Below are 25,858 nucleotides of genomic sequence, written 5' to 3'. Positions count from 1 at the left end.
GCCACCATGCCGGTACCCATTCTCAAACAGGGCACGTTCCTGATCGCTTCCGTGCAGTCGGCTTTGACCGACGCCGATACCGAGCGCCTGCAGGACGACCTGATGAAGCAGGTCAGCTACTACCGGGCGACCGGCATCGTCGTCGACGTCACCGCGATCGACGTCATGGACTCCTTCGCCGCGCGCTCGCTGCGCACCATCGCGCACATGACCCAGCTGCGCGGCGCGGAGACCGTCATCGTCGGTCTACAGCCCGAGGTCGCCTTCGCGATGGTGCAGCTAGGTCTGACCTTCGAGGACATGCACACCGCGCTGGATCTGGAAGAAGGCCTCGCCTGGCTGAACCGGCACCCGCGCCGACGAGACGGTCGCGACAGTGGCCGCTGAGCAGGTGGCGATCGCGGTCAAGGTGTCCGGTGACATCGTCATCGCCCGGCAGGCCGGACACGAACTGGCAGCAACACTCGGCTTCACCCTCACCGACCGCACCATGATCTCCACCGCCATCTCCGAAATCGCCCGCAACATCACCAGTTACGCGGGCAGCGGGGAGATTCGCTTGCTTGTCGACCTGCGCGAGGGCAGACGCGCGCTCGTCGTCCAGGCCGAGGACCAGGGTCCCGGCATCAGAGACATCCCTCGTGCACTGGAGGACGGTTACTCCACCGGCCGTGGCCTCGGCCTCGGCCTGCCCGGCGCACGCAGGCTGATGGACCGGCTCACCATCGATTCCGCCCCGGGTCGCGGGACGTTGATCGAGATGTGGAAGTGGGTACCCGACGGTGCATGAAGACGGGATTATCGGCCGCACGGAATGGTCGACGGCCGGTCGGGCACTGCCCGGCCAGGAAGTCTCCGGTGATCGTGCCGTCGTCCTCGACACCGGCGACGGTGGCGCGCTCTTCGGCGTGCTCGACGGGCTCGGGCACGGCGCCGCGGCGGCCGACGCGGCCGACCGCGCGATGGTCATCCTGTCCGACAACCGCGGCGAACCGCTGGACGTGCTGATGGTGCTGTGTCATCGCGCGATGGTCGAAACCCGCGGCGCCGCGGTCTCGCTGGCGCTGATGGGTCCCGGCGAGACGTTGCAGTGGCTCGGTGTCGGCAATGTCGAGTCGCGACTGCTGACGCTGGGCCCGGCTGGTCCGGAACTCCGGGCGACCATGCTGCTGACCGGCGGCATCGTCGGTTACCGGTTGCCCTCGCATCTGCAACCGCAGACGCTGCCGATCCGCCCCGGTGACCTGCTGCTGATGGCGACCGACGGGATCGTCTCGGTCGGCCCCGAGTCGATCGACCTGGCCCGCCCCGCCACCGCGATCGCGGGCGATCTGCTCGCCCGCGACGCCAAGGACACCGACGACGCACTCGTGCTCGCGGCCCGCTTCCGCGGAGCCTGCCCGTGAAAGGTTGCCGATGACCGCTGGCCTGGCCGCATTTCTGGACGACTACTCGGCTGCCATGCGCCGCCACGTCGCCGCGCCCGGCCAGGCGGGTCTGACCGAGGGGTACGACCTCGGCAGGCGTGCCCTCGTCGAGGGCATCAGTTTGCTCGATCTCACCGAGAACCACTTCCGGGCGGTCGCGGAGTACACCGGCGCCGAGGGTGATCCGCGCAGCGCCGAGGTGGCGCTGGAATTCCTGCTGCAGACGATGGCCGCGCTCGACATCGCCACCCGCGGCTATCTCGACGGCACCCGCCGCTACGAACAGCAGCGCTCGCGGGCCGAGGATCTCGCCGGCCGCGACGCCTTCCGCACCGCGCTGGTGGAGTCGCTGCAGGACGGGTTCTTCGTCGCCGACTCCCAGGGCACCATCGTCGAGGTGAACTCCGCGTTCGGGGTGCTCACCGGGTACGGCGCCGACGACGTGCCGTACCGGCTGCCCCATCCGTGGGCGCTGTCGGACCAGCCGGGCTATCCCCAGATCGGTACGGAGGCATCACGTTTCGTGATGCCGGTGCGTCACCGTGACGGCCGGGAGCGCTGGCTCGCGGTCAGCGCCAGCTCGCTGGTGAAGCAGGAGAACAACGAGCAGATCTTCGTCGGCACCGTGCGCGACGTCACCGCCGAGCACGATGCGCAGGCCCGTGATCAGGCGGCCTCGCGGCTGGCGACCGCGGTGGGCGCGGCGACGAGCATGGTGGAGGTGCTCGCGGTCGGGCTCGACGAGTTGCGCCGGACGATGGGCGCGCAGACGGCGCTTGTGGCGGTGTGGCCGAGCCGCACCGGGCAGCCGGACGTGTATTCCTGCGGCGAGCCGCCGTTCCCCGAGCCCGCTGCCACCGAAAGTATCGAGGGCACACCGCGATTCGTCGCCGCTCCGGTCTCAGATCCCACCCGGCGGGTCACCCTCGACGAGGAGGTGCGGACGCTGCTCGATCGCTCGCGCAGGCAGCCCGCGCGCGGCCTCTCGGCCATCACCGGCGAGGAAGGCGGCGTCGACGCCGTGATCGCGCCGCTCGGCGAGACCGGCGATGCCGCGCTGTGGGTGCGCTTCGGCGCCCCGCGCGCGATCAGCGCGGCCGACTGGGCGCTGTATTCACTACTGGTCGGACATCTCAGCGTCGCGCTGCAGCGTGCCCGCAACTTCGACCAGGCCCGCGCCACCTCACTCACCCTGCAGCGCGCGATGCTCGGCCCGATCGAGCTGCCACCGCGCTTCTCGGTGCACTACGAGCCCGCGCTGCCGCCGCTCGAGATCGGCGGCGACTGGTACGACGTGGTGCCGTTGCGGGACGGCACCATCGGTGTCGTCGTCGGCGATTGCGTCGGCCGTGGCCTGTCGGCCGCGGTGGTGATGGGCCAATTGCGGACGGCGGCACGTGCTCTGCTGCTGCGCGGTGCCGGGCCCGCCCAGCTGCTTGCCGAGCTCGACGCCGTCGCCGCCCGGATCCCCGGCGCCATGTGCACCACGGTGTGCGCGGCCGTGCTCGATCCGGAGCGCGGTATGGTCCGCTACTCCAATGCCGGCCATATGCCCCCGGTCCTCGCGCCGCCCGGCGGACCGGGCCGGGTCCTCGAGGGCGGACGGGCCGTGCCGCTGGCCACGTTCGACACCCCGCGCAGGCCGGAGGCCACCACGGCGCTGCCGCCGGGCGCGACCCTGGTGCTGTTCACCGACGGGCTCGTCGAGCAACGTGGGTACGACATCGAAGAGGGCTTCGTCAAGATCGCCGGCGTGCTCAGCGAGACCGGCGGCGCACTCCCCCGTGACGTCGCCGACGCCGTGCTGTCCCGGTTGTGTCCGCCCGCGGGCTACGACGACGACGTCGCGATGGTCGTCTACCGGCAGCCGCCCGAGCCGCTGCGCCTCGACATCCCCGCTGCCGCATCGGAATTGACGGGCCTGCGGCGCAACCTCTACCGCTGGTTCGCGACCGCCGCCGTCCCGCACGACCTGGCCGCCGACCTGGTCGCCGCCGCCAACGAGGCGTGCAGCAACAGTGTCGAACACGCCTACCGCGACACCGAGCCCGGCCGCGTCACGCTCACCGCGACGTGCGAAGGCGACCGCGTGGTCATCGAGGTCACCGACTCGGGCCGCTGGATTCCCACCCCGACCGATCCCGGTTATCGCGGCCGCGGTGTGGAGATGATGCGGGTACTGACCGAAGATCTGGAATTCAGTCATGACGAGAACGGCACCCGGGTCCGCATGTGGGTGACCCTGCCGTCGATAACATTTCCGACGGCAAATCCCCTGCGTGGGTCAACGCGGGCACCCGAACAGTCACCCAACAATACGTTCCGATAACAGCCGGTCTTCTTACCGTGCCGAAGAGGAAAGCCGGTCACGACGGCATTCCGCGACCGTGGCCGAGTCGGCACTCATCACAAATACCTGCCCTGACCAGGTCATTCGGCAGAGTTTCACGATTTCGTTAGCAAACCTCACCATCCTTGAACGCGTGAATCCACGTTTGCTACGGTGTGAACGCGATTCCACACCATCCCGGTGTGACCCAGAAATTCCAGCGATCTCCCCGCAATCTGAATTGCAGAGTTTCGCCAGTCTCTACCGCTTCGAAGAAGTCGACATATATGCGTCGATTTCATGCACGCCTGCGGGTCGATCATCCGAATGAAAGGAGATTCTCATGTTCTCTGCTTTTCTCGGTGACCTCCTCGATGTAGTCGTGACGTTGATCGAAACGCTGTCCGCCATCACCGAGTAACCCAGCACTGCCCCCGGGACGGCCCGCGCCGTCCCGGGGGCAGCTGTGTCAGGAGTTCGCCGCGGCCTGCTCGCTGTGCGTGGTCGTCTCGTAGGCCTCGACATCGAAGGAGCGCAGCATCCGATGGAATCGGAAGCTGAAGTCCGGCCACAGGCGGGAATGCTCGCCTCGTTCGTCGACGAACCAACTGGTGCAGTCGCCGTTCCAGACAGTTCCCGCGAACTTGGTCTGCAGGTCCCGGTTGTAGTCGGCCTGTGCCTGTTCGCGGACTTCCACGGTCCGCAGGCCCTGCGCGTCCATCGTCCTGATCGCATCGACGATGTAGTTGATCTGCGATTCGATGGTGAACACCGCCGAGGTGTAGCTCAAGGCGGCGTTCGGGCCGATCATCAGGAACAGATTCGGGAAGTTCGCGATCGTGGTGCCTTTGTACGCACGGAGACCGTCGGCACCGAACACCTCCGCCAGCGTGCGCCCGTCGCGGCCGCTGATCAGGTCGTAGGTCGGCGAGTCGGTGATCCGGAAACCCGTCGCCAGCACGATCGCGTCGATCTCGCGTTCGGTGCCGTCGTTCGCGACGATCGACTGCTCCCTGATCTCCTCGATGCCGTCGGTCACGACCTCGACATTGTCGCGCGCCAGCGCCGGGTAGTACTCGTTCGAGATCAGCATCCGCTTGCAGCCCAACCGGTAGCCCGGGGTGAGCTTGCGCCGCAGCGCCGCGTCCCGGATCACCCACCACAGCTTCAGGCGCGCGCCGAAGGCGAAGAAGTCGGCCAGCGGCGGGTATTTCGACTGCCAGAGCACGAAGGACTCACGCAGCCAGTAGACCCCGGCGCGGGCCACCCGTTGCGCTCCAGGGACATGCCGGTAGGCGAGGCGTTCCAGCAGGGTGTACCGGTGGCCGAACCGCGGCAGCACCCAGGGCGCACTGCGCTGGTACAGGTCGAGCCTGCCGACCTCGCCCGCGATCGACGGCACGATCTGGATGGCCGAGGCGCCGGTACCGACGACCGCGACCCGCTTACCGGCCAGATCGACGTCGTGATCCCACCGCGCGGAATGGAACAGCGCACCGCGAAACATGGTGATGCCCTTGATCTCCGGCAACTTCGGCGCGCTCAGCGGACCCGCCGCCGACACGGTGACATCGGCGGTGAACGCCCCTTTGCCGGTCTGGATTTCCCAGCGTGCCGTCGCGCTGTTCCAGCGCGCGGCGGTGACCTCGCAGTCGAGCAGGATCGCCTCGCGCACCCCCGCGCGGTCGACGACGTCCTGCACATACTGCTGGATCTGCGGCTGTGTCGAGAACGAGTGCGTCCAGTTCGGATTCGGCGCGAACGAATACGAATAGAGCTGGGACGGGACATCGCAGCCCGCACCGGGATAGGTGTTGTCCCGCCAGGTACCACCGATGTCACTCGCGCGCTCGAACACGACGAAGTCGGTGATCCCGAGCCGGCGCAGCCGCATGGCCACGCCGAGCCCGGCGAACCCGGCCCCGATGATCGCCACCCGCACATGGCGGCGGGGAATCTCGGTCACGACGTCTTCGCCGTGGTTTCGTAGGCCTCGATGTCGAACGCGCGCACCAGTTTCCGGTACCGGAAGCTGAAGTCCGGCCAGAGCGCGGAGTTGTTGCCGTGCTTGTCGAGGAACCAGCTGGTGCAGCCGCCGGTGACCCACACGGTGCGGGCCATCTTGGGCGCGAGCCCACGGTTGTATTCGTGCTGCGCGTCCAGCTTCACCTCGAACGACTGCAGGTTTCGCTGCTGCATCGTGGTCACCGCGTCGACGATGTAGTTGATCTGGGATTCGATGACGTAGATCAGCGAGGTGTAGTTCAGCCCGGAGTTGGCGCCGAGCATGAAGAACATGTTGGGAAAGTTGGCGACCGTAGTGCCCTTGTACATCTGGTAGCCCTCGGCGTCGGCCGCCTCCGACACCGTCCTGCCGTCCCGACCGATATAGAGGTTGAACGTCGGCGAATCGGCGACGTGGAAGCCCGTGGCCAGCACGATGGCGTCGACTTCACGCTCGGTGCCGTCCTCGGACACGATCGAGCGCTCGCGCACCTCGGCGATGCCGTCGGTGACGAGATCGACGTTGTCGCGGTCGAGCGCGCCGTAGAACTTGTTCGACACCAGCATGCGCTTGCAGCCGATGCGGTGGTCGGGCAGCACCTTGCGCCGCTTCTCCGGGTCCCGGATCTCGAGCCACATCTTCGCCCGCCCGACCGCTTCCAGCAGCAGGCCGGTCCACGGGAACTTCACCTGGGTCACGACGAATGTTTCGCGGGCGATGTAGATCAGCGCCCTGATCATCCGTTGCAGGCCGGGAACATGCCGGAAGGCGAAGCGCTCCGGCGCCAGGTAGGGCCGGTTCAGCTGCGGCATCACCCATGTCGCGGTGCGCTGGTACACATCGAGTCGCTCGACCTGCGGCGCGATCGACGGGACGATCTGCACCGCGGAGGAGCCGGTGCCGATGACGGCGACCTTTTTGCCTGCCAGGCTCGCGTCGTGGTTCCAGCGCGCCGAGTGGAAGATCTCGCCCTCGAAGCTCGAGATCCCCTTGATATCGGGCAGATTCGGCTCGGCGAGCACGCCCGCCGCCGACACAACGAAGTCGGCGGTGAAGGCACCATTGCTGGTGTCGACCTCCCACCGGCCGTCGGCGTCGATCCAGCGCGCGGCGGTCATCGTGGTGTCGAACAGGTGCTTGTCGCGCACGCCGTAGCGGTCGGCCACCTGCCGCAGGTACTGCTCGATCTCGGCTTGCGGCGAGAACGAGCGGGACCAGTTCGGGTTGAGCGCGAACGAATACGAGTAGAGGTGGGACGGCACGTCGCAGCCCGCCCCCGGATAGGTGTTGTCACGCCAGGTACCGCCCACGTCGGCGCCACGTTCGATGACAAGATAGTCGGTCAGGCCCCGCTGGCTCAGCCGGATGGCCGTGCCGAGGCCGGACAGTCCGCTGCCGATGATCAGGACCTGGATGTGCCGCCGGGACTCCGACGTGCCGTTACTGCTCATGTGGAGACCTCAGCGAGATTCGTAGATACGTTTGTGGCCGGAGACGGCGGCCAGCCGGTAGGGGCGGCGGGTTTCCTCCGGCATGGCGTGGTACGCGCCGTCGCTCGGTGAGGTGGCCTCGTGCAGCCGCAGGTAGTGGTCGTAGTCCAGCAGCTCACGCGAGCTGATCGCCGCCCGGTTCGCCTCGGTCCGCAGATGCTCGCGGTAGCCGGGCTGCACTGTGCCGCTGAAGAATTCGGCAACGCTGCCCGATCCGTAGCTGATCATGGCCAGTGCGCGGTCGGTCAGATCGTCCGCGTGGTCGAGCAGCGATGCCAGGCCGAGGTAGAGCGAGGCGGTGTAGCTGTTGCCGACCGTGCGGTTGTAGTGGGTGGTGTCGCCGATCGCGGCCTCGATCTCGGCGACGTCGGCGGTGTGGCCCTGGCTCTCGAGCAGGTGGCGGTGCGCCTTGTAGGCCATCTTGGTGAAGGGCTGGTGGTAGCAGAACGCGGCGAACTCCGACAGGTCGCGCCCGCCCTGGCGGCGGTAGTCGGTCCACGCCTCCTGGGCGGCCTTCTGGTAGGCGTTGACCGAGGTCTTGCCGTCGACGATGGCGGCGGTCCGGTAGTTGGGGCGCCAGAAGTCCATGATGTCGGCGCTGTAGAGCCCGGACTGCGGGTCCAGTCGCAGGATGGCCGGATTCGCGCTGACGAGCATCGCGACGGCGGCCGCGCCCTGGGTCGGTTCACCCGGGGTGTCGAGCTCGTACTTGGCGATGTCGGCGGCGATGACCAGCACCCGCTGCGCCGGGTCGCGCGCGATCAGGCCCGCGGCGAACTGCAGGCCCGCCGTGCCGCCGTAGCACGCCTGCTTGAGCTCGACCACGCGCGCGGCGTTGGGCAGCCCGATCAGCGAATGCAGGTACAACGCAGCGGCTTTGGACTGATCGACACCGGTCTCGGTGGCCAGCAGCACGGTGCGGATGTTGTCGGTGCCGTGCCGCTCGATGATCGGCTGCGCGGCGGCCGCGGCGATGGTGACGATGTCCTCGTCGGCCGCGGCGACGCTCATCTTCTCCTGGCCGATGCCGAGGTAGAACTTGTCGCGATCCACCCCGAGCCTTTCGGCGAGGACGGCGTGGTCGAGGGCGTAGTGGGTGGTGGCGAACGACAGGTCGTGGATGCCGACCGGAGTTGTAGTCATAGCTGTGTTCCGTTGCTCGTGGTTGACCGCTCGAATTGGGTATGGGCGCGCATCAATTCACCGCGATTGGTCTGTGCGGCCATCAGCGACAGCTCGCCGCACAGCACGGTGGCCGCGGCGATGACGGCGAGGCGGCGGGCGTTCTCGCCGGGCTCGCGGTCCTCGCGGCAGCCGAGGCGCTCGAGGTTCTCGTCCACGAAGCTCGCGTGTTTGCCGTTGCCGACGGTGCCGACGATGAGGTTGGGCAGCGTGCACGAGAAGTACAGGTCACCGTCGCGGTCCTCGGCGTGCGTGACGCCCTGGGAACCCTCGACGATATTGGCCGCGTCCTGCCCGGTGGCGAGGTAGAACGCCAGCAGCATGTTGGCGTAATGCGCGTTGGCGGAACGGATTCCGCCCGCCAGCAGCGTGCCGATCAGGTTCTTGCGGATATTGAGTTCCACTACCTGGCGGGCGGTGGTGTGCAGGCGCTGGGTCACCACGTCGCGGGGGATCAGCAGTTCGGTGACGACGTTCTTGCCGCGGCCGAGGATCCCGTTGACCGCGGTGGCCTTCTTGTCGGTGCAGTAGTTGCCCGAGATCGAGCCGTAGCGCACGCCGGAGACCGTGGTCAGGATGTGGTCCATCAGGTGATCGCTGGCCAGAGTGGCCATGTTGTGACCCGACGCGTCCCCGGTGCTGAACTCGAACCGCAGGAACAGCAGGTTGCCGTTGATCTGGTGGTGCAGGTCGATCAGGCGGGCGAAGCGGCTGCTGCCGGTGACGACCTCCTGCAACTCGGCGAAGCGATCCTTCAGCTGGCGCACCGCGGTGAGCGCGGTGTAGGCGTCGTCGGCTTCGAGCAGGATCGAACGGGTCATCCGCTCGTCGATGAGCGTCGAGACGATGCCGCGCTCGGTGAGGGTGGAGATCCGCGCGCCGCGCCCGACCGAGGGCCACAGGGGCGTTTCGTAGGTGGCAAGGGGAACGTCGACGGCATCGTCGACCACATTGCCCGTGATGCGCAAGGGCCCCACCCACTGCAGCGGGACCGCTGCGTACGACATGTCATTCATGGATGACTCCTCCTCGGTCGTTCGATTCGTGCCACCAGGGACTCCGGTGGGCAAGTGCTGCCACGTCGATGCCGCGCAGTGCGCAGAAGGTCGCCACGTCCCCGGTGATCAGCAGGTCGCAGCCGGCCAGCTCGGCCGGGGTGCGGGCGCCGAGCACGGTCAGGATCTGGCGCAGCTGGTCGAGCCAGGTGCGGATCTGCGTGACGAGCGCGTCGGTGTCCTGGCGCACGATCGTGTCCAGGAACGCGCCGGCCACACCGGTCGCGTCGGCGCCGAGCGCCAGCGCGCGGGCGATGTCGAGTGGTGAGCGGATGCCGCCGGACGCGGCGATATCGATCCCGGCGATCCCGGCGCAGTCCAGCAGACAGGTGGGGGTCGACTGGCCCCAGCTCTCGATGAAGGCGAAGTCGGCGGCCGGGCGCCGCTCGTTCTCGATGCGGGCGAAGTTGGTGCCGCCGCGGCCACCGACATCGGCCACCGACACACCGGCGTCGCGCAGCCACGTGACGGTCTGCCTGCTGAGGCCGAACCCGACTTCCTTGACGATCACCGGAACCGGGACGTTGGCCGTGATGTGCTCGATCTGGCGAGGCCACGATCCGAAGGACCGGTCGCCCTCGGGCATGACGACTTCCTGCACGGCGTTGAGGTGGATCTGCAGCGCGTCGGCCTCGAGCAGGTCGATCGCCCGCAGCACCTGATCCAGCGAGGCCGTCGCGTTGACGTTGGCCATGACGAATCCGTGCGGGTTCTCCTGGCGCAGCACGCGATAGGTGCCGGCGACCGCGGGGTCGCGGAAGTAGGCGCTCATCGAGCCGGTCGCGATGGGGATGCCGGTTTCGCGGGCGGCGATGGCCAGTTTGCGGTTGATCTCGCCGGTGTTGGCGCTGCCGCCGGTCATCGCGTTGACGTAGAGCGGTGTGTCCCACCGCTTTCCGGCGACATCGACGGCCAGCGACACCTCGTCGCTGTCGATGCCCGCCAGCGCGTGGTGGACGAAGGTGACGCAGTCGAAGTCGTTCGCGCCGGTGTCGGCGCGGCGCTGGTTCACCGCGTGGCGAACGTGGTCGTCTTTGCGATCGGCGATCATGCGGTGTCCCCTTCGAACGGGTGGGTCCGCAACGGCAGCGGGCGGATACCGGCGGCGATCCACCGGCCGGTGAGTTCGGCCATCGCGGCCGTGCGGGTGTGGTCGACGAGCGCGATGCCGCAGTCGCCGCCGCCCGCGCCGGACGGTTTGGCCGCGGCGCCGACGGCGGCGCCCGCCGCGCACAGCGCGCGCAGGCGTTGCGTCATGATGCCGAGGCCTGAGGTCTCGTCGAGGTCGAGCAGAAGCTCACGCGCGCAGTCGATCTCGCTGCCGATCGCGGCGGAGTCGTCGGCCTCGATCGCGGCCAGCAGTCGCTGCACGCAGTCGTTGCTGCGCGCGTTGAACGTCGCCCGGTCACCCGGCGTGCGCGTGGCCGCGCCGAGCCCTGCGACCAATGCCGGTGTGGAGGCGGGGTTGCCGGTCCAGCCGACCTGCAAGGCGAGTCCGGTCGGCGTGGGCAGCGGGCGCACGGACAACCCGGGCCACGGTGCACGCAACGCGGCGTCGATGCCATCGGCGGCGAGGTCGGCGACGACCGCGCGATCGGGGGAACCGTAGGCGAGCCAGCCGCCCCAGGTGCTCACCGCCACGTCGCCGCCGGAGGCACGCGGGTTGACCGCGATCGTGGCCAGCATGGCCAGCCGGTACCGCTGCATCGTCGTGAGCTCGAGCTCGTGGAACTGCCCGAGGGCGGCGATGGTGGCCACCGTCACGGCCGCGCTGGAGCCGAGACCGTACTTGCGGCCGTCGGCATCGCCGAGGTCGGCCACGACGTCCACTTCGCAAGGGCGGGAACCGATTCCACGCTCGGTGAGCAACCGATCGATGACCGACGCGGCGGCGAAAACATAAGCGAATGCTGCGGGCACACCGGCATCGGGCGTCAATGGGACCAACCGGTCACCGTCGCGGCCACAGGCCAGCGTCACGCCACCGTCCAGGTCCGACCGCAGCGTCACAACCACCCCGGAGACCGCGCCGGTCACCGCGGCAGACGCCTCATGCACGCCAACGGACGCGCCGATCGCTGTGCCGAATTCCCCTGGCACCCCGGCAGTCGCGTCGGTGACCGTGGCGGTGGCGTAGCGGTCGACGGCGGTGAGTACGGCCAGATGCCCGGGCTCGACGACGGCGTACTCACCTGCGATGAATAGTTTCCCTGGTGCGCGACAACTGATCACAGGCCCGTCGCCACCGGTCCTCCCGGGACGACCTGCGCGGCCGGTCGGGGATCGCCGACTGTCCGCAGTCAGGGTCCCGGATAGATCTCCGCTACTACTCACCGTCGCTGCCCGTCGTCAGGCGTGCGCCCGGACCGATATGAGCGGTCCGGGTGGTCACGAACTCCCCCAGACCCTCGATCGTGGCGGCCACCCGGGGCGCATCGGCGCGGGTGCACAGGACCTTCACGTTGGGGCCCGCGTCGATGGTCGCGTACGCGACGATGCCGTCGGCGCGCAGCGCGAGCACCGCGTCCAGGATCGCGAGCGAGTGCGGGGACAGGTAGCGAATGCCCGGTCGCGCCGTCAGCATGGTGGCGTGCATCCCGAGGGCGTTGCGCTCGGCGATCTCACCGATCGCGGGAAGATCCTGGCGGGCAACGGCTGTGCGCATGTCCGCGAGATCGAGCACCGAGGATTCGGCCCACGGCCGGTAGAACGGCGAGGTCTCGGTGGTCTGCCGCATGGCGACGCGGCTCGACACCGCCTTCGCACCCGCTTCGACGACGGCCACAACGAGCGCCGGGTCGAGTTCGTCGCCGCCGATCGGCTCGGCGTAGGAGCTCAGATCGCCCGCGTCGCCGTCCCCCTCGCCCGCGTGCCAGACGACGAAGCCTCCGAAGATGGAGCGGGAGGCCGACCCGGAGCCGCGGCGGGCCAGGCGGGAGAGGGCGCGGCCGTCCAGGTCGAGTCCGTAGGCCGCGGCCGCGGCGGTGGCCAGTGCGGCGAATCCGCTCGCCGAGGAGGCCAGGCCGGCACCGGTCGGGCCCGCGTTGGCGGTCACCACCGCGGCGCGTTCGGTGCGGCCCGCCTTGGCGCGGACCAGGTCGAGGAACTTCTCGACGCGGGCGAGCGCGGTGCCGGTGGCGGCGGTGTCGTTGAGCTCGACGGTGTCGGCCGGTCCGTCGATCAGCCGGACCGACGTCGTGGTCGGGAAGATGTCCAGTGTCATCGACAGGCTCCCCGTGACGGGGAGGAACAGGGTTTCGTCGCGCTTGCCCCAGTACTTCACCAGGGCGATGTTCGGGTAGGCGAGGGCGACGGCCTCGCCGTCGCGGACACGATCCTCGGGCCGCTCGGACGCTAGGGGTACTGCAGGTACAACGGGTACTGCAGGTACTACGGGTACTGCGGAGGAAAATGTCATCGGTGTGTATCGAGTTCCGGTCTCGAGGAGGATAGGGACAGGGAGGCCGTACGCAGGCTCGCGGTGCCGACCGTCCAGGTCTGCACGGCACCGGCCCGGCGCAGCGCGGCACTCACCGCGAGTGCGCCGCCGGTCTCGGTGAGCGCGAGGACACAGCCGCCGAGGCCGGCGCCGGTCAGCTTCGCGCCGAACGCGCCCGCGTCGAGCGCCGCGGTGACGAGGGTGTCGATATGCGGTGTGCTGACACCGAGTTCGGCGAGCAGACCCTGGAATTCGAGCATCGTCGTGCCCAGCGACTCGGCACGCCCGGCCGACAGGTCGGCCGTCGCGGAACCGATCAGGTCGGCGGCCCTGGCCAGCAGTCGCTCCGCGGCGCGCGGATCGCGCTCCAGGGTGCGGCGCACCCCGGCCACCGCGTGCTGGGTGGAGCCGGGCACGCCGGTGTCGGCGATCACCAGGGCCGCGTCCAGGCCGATGTCCATCGGACGGGCCGTGCCCTGATGGAACAGGATCGGGCCGTTGGCCAGGACGGCGCTGGCGTCGATGCCGCTGGCCCGGCCGTGCGCGACCTGCTCGCCGCACTGCACGAGTTCGTAGAGCATGCCGGGATCGACGGTGCGGCCGTACAGGTCGGCGACCGCGCGCACCGCCGCGCCCGCGCAGGCGGCACTGGAACCGAGGCCACGAGCCAGCGGAATATCGCACTCGACAACGACATCGACGATGTCGCCATCGAATCCCCACCGCCGCAACGCCTCCTCGACCGCGACACGCGGACCGGACGCGGTGGTCACCGTGTGCGGATCACCCGCGAGGAACCGGAAACCACCCTCGGCGGGCACATCCGATTGCACACCGGCATCGCCGGGACAGGCGAGGGCGCGCACCGGCAGCGCGGGCAGCGGAAACGCGATGGCGGGAGTGCCGTGGACGACGGTGTGCTCGCCGAGCAGGATCGCCTTGGCATAGGAATGGCCGACGCCGGGAACGGGGCCCGCGCCGGTGGAGTTGTGTCTGATGCGCTCTCGAACAGGATGACCGTTCACGTCGATTCCTCTCCCGAACTCGGGCGGGGTCCGCCCGGCGCGTTCCCGAACGGGAAACACGCCGGGCGGCACGCCTTTACGGCTGCCGAGTCGATCGGCCGAAGATGCGGAGCACGGACGGGAAGAAGGCGGGAACCTGCGCGGCATAGGCGCGGTAGGACGCGCCGAAGCGCGCGATCAGGTCGCGTTCCTCCAGGTAGGTGCCCAGCAGGATGTAACCGGTCAACCCGAGTGCCCACACCAGGTGCCCGACGGTGAACGTGCTGGCGAACCAGAACGAGACCAGCAGGCCGGTCATCAGCGGATGGCGCACGAGGCGGTAGACCCCGTTCACCTGCAGCCGGTCGACGGTCGCGTCGGGAACCTGGATGACGTACTCGCGGTAAGCCTGGCTGATGCCGAGCAGGTGGAAGTGGTTCAGCAGCAGCGTCGCCGCGTAGACGAGCACGAACCCGAGCCAGAACCCGGCGTCGAGCACCAGTCCCGCGGTGCCATCGGCCGACCAGATCACCGCCGGAATCGGCTGCCAGGCCAGCATGATCACCCACATGACCAGGCACACCATCACGATGTAGACGGTCCGCTCCAGCGCTTCGGGCACCCAGCGGGTGACGAAGGCCTTGAACGAGGGCCTGGCCATGCCCGAGTGCTGCAGGCCGAACAGCGCCAGCAGTCCCACGTCGATGACGATCGCCGGGACGGTCGACAGGTGCGGGCCCTTGTCGATCGTCTTCGGCAGGAACCAGCCGCCGGCGAACAGCAGCATCAGCGGGACGGTGATGCCCGCGACGCCGTAGACGGCGAAGGAGAACAGGAACGGGACGAGCCGCGAACGGCTCGTCAGCACGTCCCGCGCCTGGGTCGGTGTCGGTGTGATCAGATCCATGCGAACCACGGCAGGTACCGCGAACGCACGGTCCCCTCTTCGATGCGCTGCTCCAGCCTGGCCTTCCACTTGGTGCCGTAACCCTCGTTGAGGAAGCCGCCGGGCCAGAACAGGCGCCAGCCCGACTGCGCGACCATCCAGTAGGGGACGATGACGCCGGGGTTGACATCACGCATGTAGTCGAGCTTGTCCGGAATCTGGCTCCAGTGGATACCGGGGTAGCGGTGGTGCACGCTGTGGTAGCCCTGGTTGAAGATCAGGAAGTTCAGGATGTTGCCCGCGTTGTTGAGCGAGGTGCTCGGGTCGTCCTCGAAGCCCTTGGCAGGCGCGTGGCTCAACCAGGCGAAGTAGCCCGCGTTGACCTGGGTGATCAGGAACGGCACCCAATAGAACAGCACGAAGCGATCGAAATCGACCAGATACCAGACGGTTCCGATGACCACCGCGTACAGCGCCATGTCGAGCAGGAACTGCTGGCGCGTCTTGCGGCGGCGCGGCGCCGGGTCGGCCGCGAAGATGGTCCGCATCGTGTGGATCTTGACGATGACGCCGTAGCGGACCCAGTACCAGATGGCGCCGAGGCCCTTCTCCATCCCGGCGGTCGAGGTGACGTCACCTGGCCCGTCGTTGAACCGGTGATGGTTGAGGACGTGGACCTCGCGCATCTCGGCCGCGGTCAGGTTGCCGGGCAGACAGCACAGGAAGTCGACGACCCGGTTCGGGAACTTCGACACGAACAGCGGCCGGTGGGTGTGCATGTGCATCACGCCGATGGTCAGCGAGAGGTTCAGCAGCGACAGCACGATGATCAGCGGCACCGCGATGTACCAGTTCGTGGCGAACGGCACGAACAGGCCGAGGGCAAGCATGCCGATCCACAGCGCGATGTGCATCAGAGGGCCGACGTTCGAGGCGTGCTCGAGCTTGAGCACGCGCTTGCTGAACGGGGTGTGCTCCGGCGCGACGGGCGTTTCGGTGCTCATAGGGGAGCTCCTTCGCTAGTGGTGTCCAGGACGGTGAGCGCGGTTCTGGTGACGATGCTCATGGGCGGCTCCCTTGGGTGCTGGTGTCGAGGGCAGCGAGTTGGAGTCTCGTGGCGAGCGCCTGCAGCGCTTCGGGTTCGTGCGGAGGCACCCGTTCCATGGCACCGAAGGCCAGGTGATCGGCGATCATCATGGTGCGCACCTCGGCGTCGGGGAGTTCGCCGGTCAGCGGGGCCTCCGGCAGGGTCTGCACGAGCGCGAAGGTGGTGTCGACGATCAGCGGGACCAGCGAGGTCGGCTTCGACCGCGGGTCACCCGCGCCGAGCACCTCGGTCGCCTGGTTCGCACCGTCGGCGAAATCCGGTGAGGCGTCGAGCATCCGGTGGATCGCCAGATCGGCGGTGCGGCGCACCCGGTCCAGCATCCTGTCCCAGTAGGTGGCGGACGAAGCGGCCAGCAGCGCGGCGCCGAGCTTGCGCCGGTAGGGCGAGGGCGCGTCGACGACCGAGCACAGGAACGCGGTCGTGGTGATGGTCATGTACGCCATCGCCGCGCGCGCACCGCGACTCGGCGTGCCGGGGCCGAGGCGGGCGAGCAGGGCGAAGCCGCCCAGCGCGGGCGCCAGCAGCTGCAGCATCACCATCCGCTTCAGTTCCTCGCGGTCGGCGACGCCGTAGATCTCGAACTCGTTGTCGCGCAAGTCGTTCGCGGACTGGGCGATCACCGCGACGCAGCCGGTCAGTTCGCGCAGATCCGCTTCCGACAGCACGTCTTCGGCGACCAGGGCGCACGCGTAGTGGGTGACCCGCCCGAGCACGCCTTCGCTGTAGACGACCCGGGACAGGGGCGCGTCGAGATTGCGGGCCATGACACCGGCCACGTCGACGATCACCGCACCGACCCGCTTGCGCCCCTCCGCCGACAGCGCGGACAGCAGCGCCCTGATATCGCCGATGCGCTCGGCCAGCAGGCGGTCGACGGCCTCGCTGTCGCGAGCTTCCGCGGCGACGGCGGGCAGGGCGGGCGGCGGCGTGTCGGTGGTGCTGTTGAGGTAGTCGGCGGCCGCCAGCACGGCGCTGCTCGCGACCGCGCGATCGCTGAGGTCTTCGAAGGCGTCGAGCACCCGGCAGGCCAGCAGGGCGGCGGTCGCCTCGGCCCGCAGGTGCGCGGGCAGGAAGCTCACCGAGACGCCGAGGTTGCGGCCCGCGGGGATCAGCGCCAGTCTGGCCAGTTCCTCCGGTGACGCCGCCGCCCGCAGCGCGGCCATATCCGGTGCCCGCCGCAGGTGGCGCAGGCCGTAGGCCAGGGAGCCGATTCTGGTCTGTCTCATCGGTTGATCACCTGCTGCAGGAGTTCGCGGAGGTCCGCGCGCGCGGGCGTGGACGGGAAGATGTCCAGGGCCGCGCTCGCGGTCTCGGTGGCCTGCACCGCGACGACGCGCGCGGCCTGGGTGGCGCCGCTCTCGACCAGGTCGGTCTGCAGCGTGGCGCTGGACGTTTCCGCCGAGAGCCACAGCTCGCGCGCGCCGGGGCGCATCGCCAGCCATTCGATGACCGGCCAGGTCGGCACCCGCCGGTCCAGATCGCCGCAGGCGTCCTTGCCCAGCTCGGGGCCGCCCTCGATGTCGCGGACGTCGTCCATGATCTGGAAGGCGAGCGCGAGCTGGTCGGCGTAGTGCATCAGGGCTTGCAGCTGGTCGTGGTCGGCGCCGCCCGCCGTGCCGCCGTAGGAGCACGACAGGCGGAACAGCGTGCCGGTCTTGGCGCCTGCCACGAGTTCGTAGTGGCGGCGCAGCGCGGTCGCGTCGACCGCGGGCGGCAAGGTCTCGATGAGCTGGCCGTACGACAGATCCGACAAGCGGTCGGCATAGGTCACGCCGGGCGCGTCACCGATCCCGGCGAACACCGCCTGGTTGTCGGCCAGCACCTGGGCGACCACCTGCATCGCGGCGCCCGCCAGGTGGAATCCCGCCCTGGCGGCGATGCGCACGCCGAACGCGGCGGGCACCGAGGGCGCGCCGCGGCGCAGCAGGGAACCGTCACAGATGTCGTCGTGCAGCAGCGAGGACTCGTGCAGCATCTCCATCGCGCAGGCCAGATCGATGGCGGCCTGCTGTGGCGCCGCCGCGACATCGGGTAGCAGGCCGGCACACGCGAGCACGAGCCGAGCCCGCACCCGCTTGCCGGGCGCGGCGAGAACATGCCGGTAGATGGCGTCGAAATCGCCACCGGTGATCAGGATTTCGTGCAGCCGCTCGGTGACCAGCGGAAGCAATTCGACCGGCCCGACGGGCTTGTCGTCGACAACCGACTGCGTGGTGACCGACGGTCTGGGCAGCACCGCCACCTGATCGCCCGGGTGCACTGTCGGACGAGCATCCTGACGGTGCGCTGAGGGTAGCGCGTGATTGTCCATAGCGCTGAACTCCTTTGGTGTGGTCACGGTGGCAGTGAGGTTCACCCCGACTGGTGCACAGGGGTTCACGGGGGTTCAGGCGGGGCAGTCACTGGATGTGACTTGTCACAACTACCGGGCCTGAGCTTCCCGATCGCCGGCTACCGACGGGTAGTTTTGTGGACCGCTGGCCCACTTGTCAAGGACTACAACATGTTTCAATACACGAACGCGGTATTGGACAGTGCCACAAAGTAACTCGCGCGCCATGCGCGCTACTGAGACGGGGATCAACGTCCGGGGCCGGACCGGATGATGTCGAACTCGCAGTGCCCCAACAGATTCCGTGACCCTAACCGACCTATGGGTAGCAGTGTGTTGCGCAAAGGTAAATACCGCGGACTGGCGCGGCGCTGCGACAGAGATATTCGGACGCGACGACCCCCTGTAGGGTCGCGCCGACAACGAGGCCGATCCCCGGGATGCCGGGAAACGCCTGTTCAAACCGTTCGCCGAGGACATCATCGTCCTGCGGGCGATCACCGAGAAACATGCGGACAACGCTCGACCGCCGACTCTACGGCGGCGACCGCGATGCCGCGAATCGGGCTCGGCGCTTGGTGAGATCTCCGCGAATCGGACCAGGAACGGTTGGCAACTTTCCCAACCGGCCGGCATCTACACGGGGTCGAGATATGTACGCGTACTTGACAATTCACTGCCTGATGCCAAATCGAGACGAGGGCAGTTTCAGATTCCGCGTTGCCGGCCGGCCGGGGGAACTCCCGGCCGAACCGGCTCTCGCGTGCGACGGCACCGCCGCCGGGTCACCCGCCCGCGACGGAGGCGCCGGCGCTCGCCCAGAACCCGGCGTAGCGGCCGCCCGCGCGCAGCAGCTCGTCGTGGGTGCCCTGTTCCACGATGCGACCGCCGTCGACGAACACGATCAGGTCGGCACGCTGGACGGTGCGCAGGCGATGCGCCACCGTCACCACGGTCCGGCCCGCCATCAGGCGCTCGATGCCCTCGTGCACGGCCGCCTCGTTCACGGGGTCGAGCGCGGAGGTGATCTCGTCGAGGAGCACGATCGGCGCGTCCTTGAGCAGTGCGCGCGCGATCGAGACACGCTGGCGCTCACCGCCGGACAGGCGGGCACCGCCCTCGCCGACATGCGCGGACCAGCCACCGGGCAGGCGCTCGATCACCTCGTCGAGCCGGGCCGCCGCCGCCGCAGCGCGCACCTCGGCGTCGGTGGCGCCGGGGCGGCCGAGCCGCACGTTGTCCTCGATGGTGCCGTCGAAGAGGTAGACGTCCTGGAAGACCACGGCGATCCGGGACATCAGCTCCTCGGTGCTGATGTCGCGCACGTCCACTCCCCCGACCCGGACCGCGCCCGCGTCCACGTCGGCGAAGCGGGCGAGCAGTTGCAGCAGGGTGGTCTTGCCCGCGCCCGAGGGGCCGACGACCGCGAGCGTGCTCCCGTCGGGCACCGCCAGCGACACGTCGTCGAACACGGTGCGGTCGCCCTGCCGGAAGGCGACAGCATCGAAGGCCAGGTCGTGACAGGCAGGCAGCGCCGGTTCGCGCGGCTCCGGCAGCGGTTCGGTGCGCAGGACCTCGTCCAGGCGCGCCAGCACCGACCGCGCGGCGCGCAGCTTGCCGCCGATGTCGGCCAGCGAGAGCAGCGGATCGGCGCAGCGGGCGGCCAGCACCAGGATCGCCAGAATCTCCGCGGCACCGATACTTCCGTCGAGGACGAGGTACGCGCCGAGGACCAGCAAGACGGTGAACATCGCCTGCACCGTCAGCGCCAGGCCGATCACGCCGGGCAGCGCCGACAGGGTCGACCGGCGCGATGCCCGCTGCAGTGCGGTCAGGGAGTCGTCGAGCAGCCCGAACCGTTCACCGGTCCGGCCGCCCGCCCGCAGCACCGGCTGAGCCTGCACAAATTCGATGACTCGCCCGGTGGCCTCGACGCCGCGCGCGGCGGTGTCCGCGTCGCCTGCCGCCGTGGACCGGCCCGCCCAGATCTGGACGGCCGCGACGACCGGTGCGCCGAGCGCGGCGGCCAGGCCGAGTTGCCAGTTGTAGGCGAACATCACGACGACGATCGTCAGCGGCGTCACCGCGGCGGAGATGAACGGCGACAGCAGATGCGCGATGACACCCATCGCGTCGAGCACACCGCGGCTGGCCAGCGCCGACACCTCGCCGACCCGGCTCGCGCTGTACCAGCCGAGGGGCAGCCGGGCCAGATGGTCGCCGATCCGGTGATACATCCCTTCCAGCAAGGTGGTTCCGCTGCGGAAACCGGCGAGATCGCTGAGATAGCGCAGCACCGCGTAGGCCGCGACCGCGGCACCGAAGGCGATCAGCCACGGCCGGACCTCGCCGGGATCGCTGCCGAACAGCGCGTGCAGGACGGGAACCAGCAGGGCGTAGGACAGCCCTTCGACGATCGCGGTGACCGTCATCAGGGCGACGGTGCGGCGCACCGGCCCGGCGTACTCGTGACCGAGCACGCGCAGCAGCATCCGGATCATCGGCCTTCGTCTCCTCGGGGTCCGTCGGCGAGCGCCGATCGATGGGCGTGCCAGAGCGCGGCGAACCGGCCGCCTGCCGCCAGCAGGTCGGCGGGCGTGCCACGTTCGACGATCACGCCGCCGTCCAGGACGACGACGGTGTCGGCGTCGGCGATGGTTTCCATGCGGTGCGCGATGACCAGCGTCGTACGGTCGGCGGCCCCCGCCGCCAGCGCGCCCCGCACCGCCAGCTCGGTCTGCGGGTCGGCGAAGGAGGTCGCCTCGTCGAGGACAAGCACGGGGGTCGCGGCGAGCAGGGCGCGGGCGAGCGAGATCCGTTGCGCCTCACCGCCGGACAGTGTCACCTCGGCGCCGAGCACGGTCTGGTACCCGTCGGGCAGTGCGACGATGCGATCGTGGATGTCGGCCTGCCTGGCGGCGCGCACCACGTCGTCGAGGTCGGCGTGCGGCACCGCGAGCGCGATATTGTCGGCGATCGTGGCGTGCAGCAGGGTGCTGTCCTGGAAGACGAACGACACCTGCCGGTAGAGCTCGTCGCTGCCGAGCTCGCGCAGATCGACGCCACCGAGCGCGACCGTGCCGTGGTCCGGGTCGAAGAAGCGCGGAAGCAGTTGGACCAGTGTGGATTTCCCGCTGCCCGACGGACCGACGAGCGCGGTGGTCGTGCCCGGCTCGAGGACGAGATCGATCCCGCGCAGCACTTCGTGGCCCGCCTCGTAGCCGAATCGGATGTCGCGCAATTCCACTCGATGGCCGGTGGGCACGATCGGGTGCGCGGGTTCCGGCAGCGGCGGTACGGCCAGCACGTCGGTGATCCGGCCGACGGCGCGCTGGGCGGCCTGCAGATCGTCGAAGCCGTGGCCGAGCAGGGCTGCCACCGGCGCGGTCAGGCCGAGACCGAGCAGGACGAAAGGCAGCAGGTCGGCCGGTGCCATGCCGCCGCTCGTGATCAGCCCCGCGCCGCCGATCAGCACGACCAGCAGGACGAACGGCGGCGACAGCGCCAACTGCATGCCCGCGGCGATCACCGACAGCCCGCGCACCATCCGGTAGAAGGTGCCGACGAAATCATCGGTGGCCGTGCGGAACGCGCGATGGGCGCGCCCGGATCCGCCGAACACCTTGACCACCGGGATGCCCTGGACGAACTCGATCACCGAATCCGCGATGCGTCCCATGGCGCTGTCGAATTCCTCCTGCTCGCGCTGCCGGGTCGGGGTCATCATCAACGGGATCAGGGCCATCGCCAGCACCACCGGGATCAGGGTGATCAGGGTGAGCCGCCAGTCGATGGTGAACAGGTAGACCAGCGACACCAGTGGCACCACGAACGCGGCGACGAGTTCACCGGGCGCGTGAGCGATGAACGGGTGCACCGCGTCCACGTCGTCCCCGACGACCTTCGCGAGTTCACCGGTCCTGCGCTGCCCGAACCAGCCGATCGGGACACGGCCGAGCCGCGCGGCCAGCTGCCTGCGGAACGACAGTTGCACCCGCCCGTCGAGCAGGTGCCCGAGGCCGGCGGAGGCCGCGGTGAACAGCAGCCGGACGAACAGGCCCGCCGCGCCCGCGAGGACGACGAGCCAGACGTGTCCGTGATCGATCGGAGTGGGCGACAACAGTGTTCGGCCCAGTTCGACCACGGCCAGCAGCGGTGCCAACCCGGCGACGGCGCCGATCACCTGCAGGATCACCACAGCGGTGAAGCCGCCCAGGTAGGGGCGAAGCAGTCCGGCGACGGTCGGTCCCGCTGGCGCGGCGTCGGCCGCGGGTGGGGATTCCCGCACCTGCGCCACGTCGGTGATGGTCATGGTCGTTCCTCTCGCGTCTGTGCGGCCGCGCTACGGGCGGCGTATCGAATACTGTGACGTCGCCGTCGGGCGGCGCGCTTTCGGAAACGTGCGGTCCCTCAGCCAAGGACGACGAGGCCGCAGGCGGCGAGGAAGAGTCCTTGCAGGACGGTGCGAGCGGGCAGCGGCATGGTCTTGATGCCCAGATCGGCCCGCGCGGCCCGGACATTCGCCGGGAACATGACGAGCAGCAGCACGAACAGGCAGGCCGCGGCGACAGGCGCGGTCGCCGGAATCAGCAGACCGACGGCGCCTGCCAGTTCGAGGACGCCGGTCAGAGCCACGAGGGCGGGCGCGTTGGGGAGGCTGGGCGGGACCATCGCGATCAGCGCGGACCGGCGCGGTTCGGCGAAATGCGCGCTCGCGGTGAGGGTGAACATCGCCGCCAGGCCGACGGCCACCGCCCGGGGCCAGGAGTCCAGCCAGGCGAGGTCGGTGAGCCATCCGATCAGCCTGGCCAGGGCGGTGACGACGGCGAGAGCGATGAAGGGTGCCATGGGAACTCCTCGAGGCGAACGTCGACTGGCCTAGCGCCAATCTTGACACTGGAAAGATTGACACCAGCAGCGAAACTTGTCAATGACAAGTTTGTGCGTCAGGATCGAGGCATGACGAAAACCGGGTATCACCACGGGGATCTGCGGGCGGCGCTGCTCGACTCGGCGGCCGAGCAGATCGCGGCCGAGGGCATCGAGGCCGTGTCGTTGCGGGCGCTGGCCCGCCGGGCCGGGGTCTCGCACGCGGCGCCCGCGCATCACTTCGGTGACCGGGCCGGATTGTTCACCGCGCTGGCGATCGAGGGATTCGACCTGCTGGCAACGGAACTGGCGGCAGCGGGCGAGGACATGCGCGAGGTGGCCCTGGCCTATATCCGCTTCGCGCTGAGCAATCCCGGCCGGTTCGACATCATGTTCCGGCGGGAGGTGCTGCGCGCGGACGATCCCGAGCTGGTGGCGGCGCGGGAGCGATCGGGGACCGCGTTGCGCGCCGGGGTGGCCGAGATCCAGTCCGATCAGGAGCCGGGACGGCAGCGGGCGACGCGGCTGGCCGCGTGGTCGCTGGTGCACGGGTTCGCGACGCTGTGGCGGGAGGGCGCGCTCGACGGGTCCGAGCTGGCGACCTCCGCGGACCCGGAGCTGATCGCGCGCGAGATGCTCGCGACCGTGGCCTTCGACTGAGCCGGCGGCGGCGGGCGCGTGATACCGATACCCTGGCAACGGTGACCGTCGGTGCGCTTTCGGAAACGTGCGGTCCGGTGCGGTCGCCGGTGGTGTGGATGCGGCCGGGGCACGTGGGCTATGTCGGGCCCGAACTCGGCGTCGACCTGCACGCACCCTCGGTGGCAGTGCTCAGCGTCGGCCTGGACGGGCCGTTCGTCCTCGACACCGCCACCCACGGCGAGATCCACACCGGCAGCTCGTTCGCGCCCGCCCGCACGGTCCATCGGGTCAACGCTCCCGGCGGCTGGATCCTGCTGCTGTTCGTCGATCCCGCCGGTGCGCCCGCGATGACGATCGCCGACGAGATGACCGCCGTCGCCGGACCGTACGGGCTTGCCCACCGGCGCGAACGCCGGCTCGTCGAGCTGTGCCGCGCCGCTGTCGTCGAGCCGGAACGGATCTTCGCCGACGCGGTCGCGGGCCACACGCCGGTCGCCGATCCGCGGATCACGTGGGCCACCACCACGATCAACCGCAACCCCGACCAGGTCTACCGAGCCGAGGCGATGGCCGCCCACCTCGGCCTGTCGAAGACGCACTTCCTGCGGCTGTTCGCCCGGCAGTGCGGCACCACCTTTCGTGGCTATCAGCGCTGGACCCGGGTCGTCCACGCGGTCCGGGACGCCGCCGCGGGCCGCGACCTCACGCGCTCCGCTGTCGACGCCGGTTTCGCCACCCCCTCCCACTTCAGCGAAACCTTCCACGACCTGTTCGGCATGTCCGCCTCCGGATTTCTGCGCACCGGTGTCCGCTTCGACCTCGGCCTCCCGTAGCGCAATGCGGGTCAAGGCCGCCGGAGACACGGCGGGCCCGTATCAGGTCGGTCAGCCGGATGCGCGCATCAGCTACGGCCGCGAGCGGGCGCGGGTACGCTCGAACACCCTTCTCGCACAAGCGTCGTCGGCGTACGACAGGAATGGGGCGGCATGTCGCAGGATCTGGAAGCGAACGACTGGCGCAACGATCGGGACGGCGCCGCGGCGGCGGGAACGAATCCGACGGTGCTGTGCCGGTTGACCACCGGGTGGGCCGTCATCGGGGATACCCAGCACCTGCCCGGCTACTGCGTGCTGATCTACGACGGCGAGGCCGATCAGCTCACCGAGTTGCCGCGGCAGGAGCGGGTCGCGTTCATGGCGGACATGGTGGTCCTCGGCGAGGCGGTGCAGCGCGCTTGCCGCGCGGCGGATCCGGCGTTTCTGCGGATCAACTACGAGGTGCTCGGCAATACCTGGGGGCACCTCCACGGGCATATCCACGCGCGCTACGCGTGGGAACCCGAGCAGCTGCGGGTCGGCCCGGTCCACCTGTACGGCGCGGAACGCTCGGCGCCCGAGCACGCGCTCAGCGCCCGGCACGACGGGCTGCGTGCGGCGATCACCGCGGCGGTGACCGAGATTCTCGCCGAGGGGTAACCGCGGGTCAGCGCGCCGCGGTGCCGCCGAGGACCAGCAGCTCCGGCAGTGGGTGATCGACGACCGGGGTCGCGGGCCGGACCGGCGCGCCGCGGCCGAGAACCGTACAGCGGCGGGCCAGTACGGCGCCGCAAGCGTGGATCGTCGTCGTGATCAGGTCCTCCGCCAGGGGCAGGTCGTCCTCGCGGTACCCGTACACCGAGAAGCGCACGGCGCGTGGATAGTTCATCGGGTCGGACTGGCAGGCCACCGCCGCCGGGCAGCTCGACAGCAGCATCACCGCGGTCGCGAAATCGGCATGCGGGTCGCCGGCGCCGATCTCGTGGCCTGCCGCGACCGCCGCGAAAAGCGTTCGCAGGCAAGGCTGTTCGGGCACCTGATAGGCATCCTGTATCCGCGACCAGCGGCGCAATGCCGGATGGTCGGCGATGTCGGGCCGCGCGTGCCAGCGGCGGCGGCCGCAGTCGAGCAGGCGCGTGGCGGCGGCGTGCCAGACCGCGGGGTCGTCGATGCGGGCGACGATGCGCAGGCGGCGGCATTCGTCGACATCGTGAGGGCGGATCGGATCGATCGCGGGGACAGCGGAGCCTGCCGGGCGGTGCGTCTGCATGGCGA

At 69.4% G+C, this 25,858-nt stretch carries 22 protein-coding genes and 1 pseudogene; 7 read left to right on the top strand and 16 right to left on the bottom strand.

Features of this window, described 5'->3' with window-relative positions; translation table 11 throughout:
• Positions 1 to 6 precede the first annotated feature (6 nt).
• From ACFWF2_RS11575 to ACFWF2_RS11560, 4 genes are read left to right on the top strand one after another with little or no spacing between them, the layout of a single operon-like run.
• Complete coding sequence (locus tag ACFWF2_RS11575; protein ID WP_189023051.1) at positions 7 to 387, top strand: STAS domain-containing protein; 381 nt, start codon at positions 7 to 9, stop codon at positions 385 to 387.
• Entirely contained in the window at positions 377 to 790 is a 414-nt protein-coding gene (locus tag ACFWF2_RS11570) for an ATP-binding protein (protein ID WP_189024773.1), read from the top strand. Before ACFWF2_RS11575 ends, ACFWF2_RS11570 begins: the two co-directional genes overlap by 11 nt.
• Positions 783 to 1,406 carry a SpoIIE family protein phosphatase gene (locus ACFWF2_RS11565; protein ID WP_189023053.1) on the top strand — a complete coding sequence of 208 codons (624 nt, stop codon included), beginning with the start codon at positions 783 to 785 and terminating at the stop codon, positions 1,404 to 1,406. Before ACFWF2_RS11570 ends, ACFWF2_RS11565 begins: the two co-directional genes overlap by 8 nt.
• Before the next feature lie 10 nt (positions 1,407 to 1,416).
• Positions 1,417 to 3,756: a SpoIIE family protein phosphatase gene (locus tag ACFWF2_RS11560; protein ID WP_379307074.1), complete on the top strand. Its 2,340-nt coding sequence runs from the start codon at positions 1,417 to 1,419 to the stop codon at positions 3,754 to 3,756.
• A gap of 469 nt (positions 3,757 to 4,225) precedes the next feature.
• Here ACFWF2_RS11560 and ACFWF2_RS11555 read toward each other — a convergent pair whose 3' ends face one another.
• The 15 genes and pseudogenes from ACFWF2_RS11555 to ACFWF2_RS11485 form a co-directional block, all read right to left on the bottom strand.
• On the bottom strand, positions 4,226 to 5,722 hold the full coding sequence (locus ACFWF2_RS11555) for a flavin-containing monooxygenase (RefSeq protein WP_379307072.1): 1,497 nt from the start codon (positions 5,720 to 5,722) through the stop codon (positions 4,226 to 4,228).
• Positions 5,719 to 7,212 (bottom strand): flavin-containing monooxygenase, encoded by a 1,494-nt coding sequence (locus ACFWF2_RS11550; protein ID WP_379307070.1) that lies wholly within the window; start codon positions 7,210 to 7,212, stop codon positions 5,719 to 5,721. The genes ACFWF2_RS11555 and ACFWF2_RS11550 overlap by 4 nt, the downstream gene beginning before the upstream one ends.
• Positions 7,213 to 7,221: 9 nt before the next feature.
• Positions 7,222 to 8,394, bottom strand: a complete 1,173-nt coding sequence (locus tag ACFWF2_RS11545) for a hydroxymethylglutaryl-CoA synthase (protein ID WP_379307068.1) — start codon at positions 8,392 to 8,394, stop codon at positions 7,222 to 7,224.
• A complete protein-coding gene (locus ACFWF2_RS11540) occupies positions 8,391 to 9,449 on the bottom strand; it encodes a hydroxymethylglutaryl-CoA reductase (protein ID WP_379307066.1) in 1,059 nt (352 codons plus the stop codon). The genes ACFWF2_RS11545 and ACFWF2_RS11540 overlap by 4 nt, the downstream gene beginning before the upstream one ends.
• Positions 9,442 to 10,539, bottom strand: a complete 1,098-nt coding sequence (gene fni, locus ACFWF2_RS11535) for a type 2 isopentenyl-diphosphate Delta-isomerase (RefSeq protein ID WP_379307064.1) — start codon at positions 10,537 to 10,539, stop codon at positions 9,442 to 9,444. The genes ACFWF2_RS11540 and fni overlap by 8 nt, the downstream gene beginning before the upstream one ends.
• Positions 10,536 to 11,720: a phosphomevalonate kinase gene (locus ACFWF2_RS11530; RefSeq protein WP_379307062.1), complete on the bottom strand. Its 1,185-nt coding sequence runs from the start codon at positions 11,718 to 11,720 to the stop codon at positions 10,536 to 10,538. Before ACFWF2_RS11530 ends, fni begins: the two co-directional genes overlap by 4 nt.
• A 94-nt stretch (positions 11,721 to 11,814) precedes the next feature.
• Positions 11,815 to 12,804: pseudogene (mvaD, locus tag ACFWF2_RS11525) on the bottom strand (diphosphomevalonate decarboxylase); the annotation flags it as partial.
• A gap of 98 nt (positions 12,805 to 12,902) precedes the next feature.
• Positions 12,903 to 13,952 (bottom strand): mevalonate kinase, encoded by a 1,050-nt coding sequence (gene mvk, locus ACFWF2_RS11520; protein WP_379307060.1) that lies wholly within the window; start codon positions 13,950 to 13,952, stop codon positions 12,903 to 12,905.
• A gap of 76 nt (positions 13,953 to 14,028) precedes the next feature.
• Entirely contained in the window at positions 14,029 to 14,838 is an 810-nt protein-coding gene (locus tag ACFWF2_RS11515; RefSeq protein ID WP_379307058.1) for a methyltransferase family protein, read from the bottom strand.
• On the bottom strand, positions 14,829 to 15,821 hold the full coding sequence (locus ACFWF2_RS11510) for a fatty acid desaturase (RefSeq protein WP_379307056.1): 993 nt from the start codon (positions 15,819 to 15,821) through the stop codon (positions 14,829 to 14,831). The genes ACFWF2_RS11515 and ACFWF2_RS11510 overlap by 10 nt, the downstream gene beginning before the upstream one ends.
• Positions 15,822 to 15,879: 58 nt before the next feature.
• The gene (locus tag ACFWF2_RS11505) at positions 15,880 to 17,151 is read right to left on the bottom strand and encodes a hypothetical protein (RefSeq protein ID WP_379307054.1); all 1,272 of its coding nucleotides are present in this window, start codon (positions 17,149 to 17,151) and stop codon (positions 15,880 to 15,882) included.
• The gene (locus ACFWF2_RS11500; RefSeq protein WP_379307052.1) at positions 17,148 to 18,161 is read right to left on the bottom strand and encodes a polyprenyl synthetase family protein; all 1,014 of its coding nucleotides are present in this window, start codon (positions 18,159 to 18,161) and stop codon (positions 17,148 to 17,150) included. The genes ACFWF2_RS11505 and ACFWF2_RS11500 overlap by 4 nt, the downstream gene beginning before the upstream one ends.
• An 881-nt stretch (positions 18,162 to 19,042) precedes the next feature.
• Positions 19,043 to 20,758: an ABC transporter ATP-binding protein gene (locus tag ACFWF2_RS11495; RefSeq protein ID WP_379307050.1), complete on the bottom strand. Its 1,716-nt coding sequence runs from the start codon at positions 20,756 to 20,758 to the stop codon at positions 19,043 to 19,045.
• Positions 20,755 to 22,569, bottom strand: coding sequence for an ABC transporter ATP-binding protein (locus tag ACFWF2_RS11490; protein WP_379307048.1), 1,815 nt, complete (start codon positions 22,567 to 22,569; stop codon positions 20,755 to 20,757). Before ACFWF2_RS11490 ends, ACFWF2_RS11495 begins: the two co-directional genes overlap by 4 nt.
• Before the next feature lie 98 nt (positions 22,570 to 22,667).
• Positions 22,668 to 23,105: a DoxX family protein gene (locus tag ACFWF2_RS11485; RefSeq protein WP_379307046.1), complete on the bottom strand. Its 438-nt coding sequence runs from the start codon at positions 23,103 to 23,105 to the stop codon at positions 22,668 to 22,670.
• Between the two features lie 111 nt (positions 23,106 to 23,216).
• Between ACFWF2_RS11485 and ACFWF2_RS11480 the strand changes: the two genes are divergently transcribed.
• The 3 genes from ACFWF2_RS11480 to ACFWF2_RS11470 all read left to right on the top strand — a co-directional run bounded on the left by ACFWF2_RS11480 (position 23,217) and on the right by ACFWF2_RS11470 (position 25,243).
• Entirely contained in the window at positions 23,217 to 23,786 is a 570-nt protein-coding gene (locus ACFWF2_RS11480; RefSeq protein ID WP_379307044.1) for a TetR/AcrR family transcriptional regulator, read from the top strand.
• A 41-nt stretch (positions 23,787 to 23,827) separates the two neighbouring features.
• A complete protein-coding gene (locus ACFWF2_RS11475; protein WP_379307042.1) occupies positions 23,828 to 24,601 on the top strand; it encodes a helix-turn-helix transcriptional regulator in 774 nt (257 codons plus the stop codon).
• 153 nt (positions 24,602 to 24,754) lie between these two features.
• Positions 24,755 to 25,243, top strand: coding sequence for an HIT family protein (locus ACFWF2_RS11470; RefSeq protein WP_379307040.1), 489 nt, complete (start codon positions 24,755 to 24,757; stop codon positions 25,241 to 25,243).
• Between the two features lie 7 nt (positions 25,244 to 25,250).
• Here ACFWF2_RS11470 and ACFWF2_RS11465 read toward each other — a convergent pair whose 3' ends face one another.
• Complete coding sequence (locus ACFWF2_RS11465) at positions 25,251 to 25,853, bottom strand: hypothetical protein (RefSeq protein WP_379307038.1); 603 nt, start codon at positions 25,851 to 25,853, stop codon at positions 25,251 to 25,253.
• Positions 25,854 to 25,858: the final 5 nt, after the last annotated feature.

Origin of the sequence: Nocardia sp. NPDC060259 (assembly GCF_042728775.1) — a bacterium.
Lineage (GTDB): Bacteria > Actinomycetota > Actinomycetes > Mycobacteriales > Mycobacteriaceae > Nocardia.
This window is presented reverse-complemented; position numbering and strand designations above follow the sequence as displayed.

What these genes read in the sequence shown, in the direction of transcription:
- ACFWF2_RS11495 (WP_379307050.1), bottom strand. Translation starts at nt 20,758, where the DNA reads ATGATCCGGATGCTGCTGCGCGTGCTCGGTCACGAGTACGCCGGGCCG.
- ACFWF2_RS11485 (WP_379307046.1), bottom strand. Translation starts at nt 23,105, where the DNA reads ATGGCACCCTTCATCGCTCTCGCCGTCGTCACCGCCCTGGCCAGGCTG.
- ACFWF2_RS11465 (WP_379307038.1), bottom strand. Translation starts at nt 25,853, where the DNA reads ATGCAGACGCACCGCCCGGCAGGCTCCGCTGTCCCCGCGATCGATCCG.
- ACFWF2_RS11515 (WP_379307058.1), bottom strand. Translation starts at nt 14,838, where the DNA reads ATGGATCTGATCACACCGACACCGACCCAGGCGCGGGACGTGCTGACG.
- ACFWF2_RS11505 (WP_379307054.1), bottom strand. Translation starts at nt 17,151, where the DNA reads ATGAGACAGACCAGAATCGGCTCCCTGGCCTACGGCCTGCGCCACCTG.
- ACFWF2_RS11480 (WP_379307044.1), top strand. Translation starts at nt 23,217, where the DNA reads ATGACGAAAACCGGGTATCACCACGGGGATCTGCGGGCGGCGCTGCTC.
- ACFWF2_RS11510 (WP_379307056.1), bottom strand. Translation starts at nt 15,821, where the DNA reads ATGAGCACCGAAACGCCCGTCGCGCCGGAGCACACCCCGTTCAGCAAG.
- ACFWF2_RS11560 (WP_379307074.1), top strand. Translation starts at nt 1,417, where the DNA reads ATGACCGCTGGCCTGGCCGCATTTCTGGACGACTACTCGGCTGCCATG.
- ACFWF2_RS11545 (WP_379307068.1), bottom strand. Translation starts at nt 8,394, where the DNA reads ATGACTACAACTCCGGTCGGCATCCACGACCTGTCGTTCGCCACCACC.
- ACFWF2_RS11550 (WP_379307070.1), bottom strand. Translation starts at nt 7,212, where the DNA reads ATGAGCAGTAACGGCACGTCGGAGTCCCGGCGGCACATCCAGGTCCTG.
- ACFWF2_RS11540 (WP_379307066.1), bottom strand. Translation starts at nt 9,449, where the DNA reads ATGAATGACATGTCGTACGCAGCGGTCCCGCTGCAGTGGGTGGGGCCC.
- ACFWF2_RS11470 (WP_379307040.1), top strand. Translation starts at nt 24,755, where the DNA reads ATGTCGCAGGATCTGGAAGCGAACGACTGGCGCAACGATCGGGACGGC.
- fni (WP_379307064.1), bottom strand. Translation starts at nt 10,539, where the DNA reads ATGATCGCCGATCGCAAAGACGACCACGTTCGCCACGCGGTGAACCAG.
- ACFWF2_RS11575 (WP_189023051.1), top strand. Translation starts at nt 7, where the DNA reads ATGCCGGTACCCATTCTCAAACAGGGCACGTTCCTGATCGCTTCCGTG.
- ACFWF2_RS11490 (WP_379307048.1), bottom strand. Translation starts at nt 22,569, where the DNA reads ATGACCATCACCGACGTGGCGCAGGTGCGGGAATCCCCACCCGCGGCC.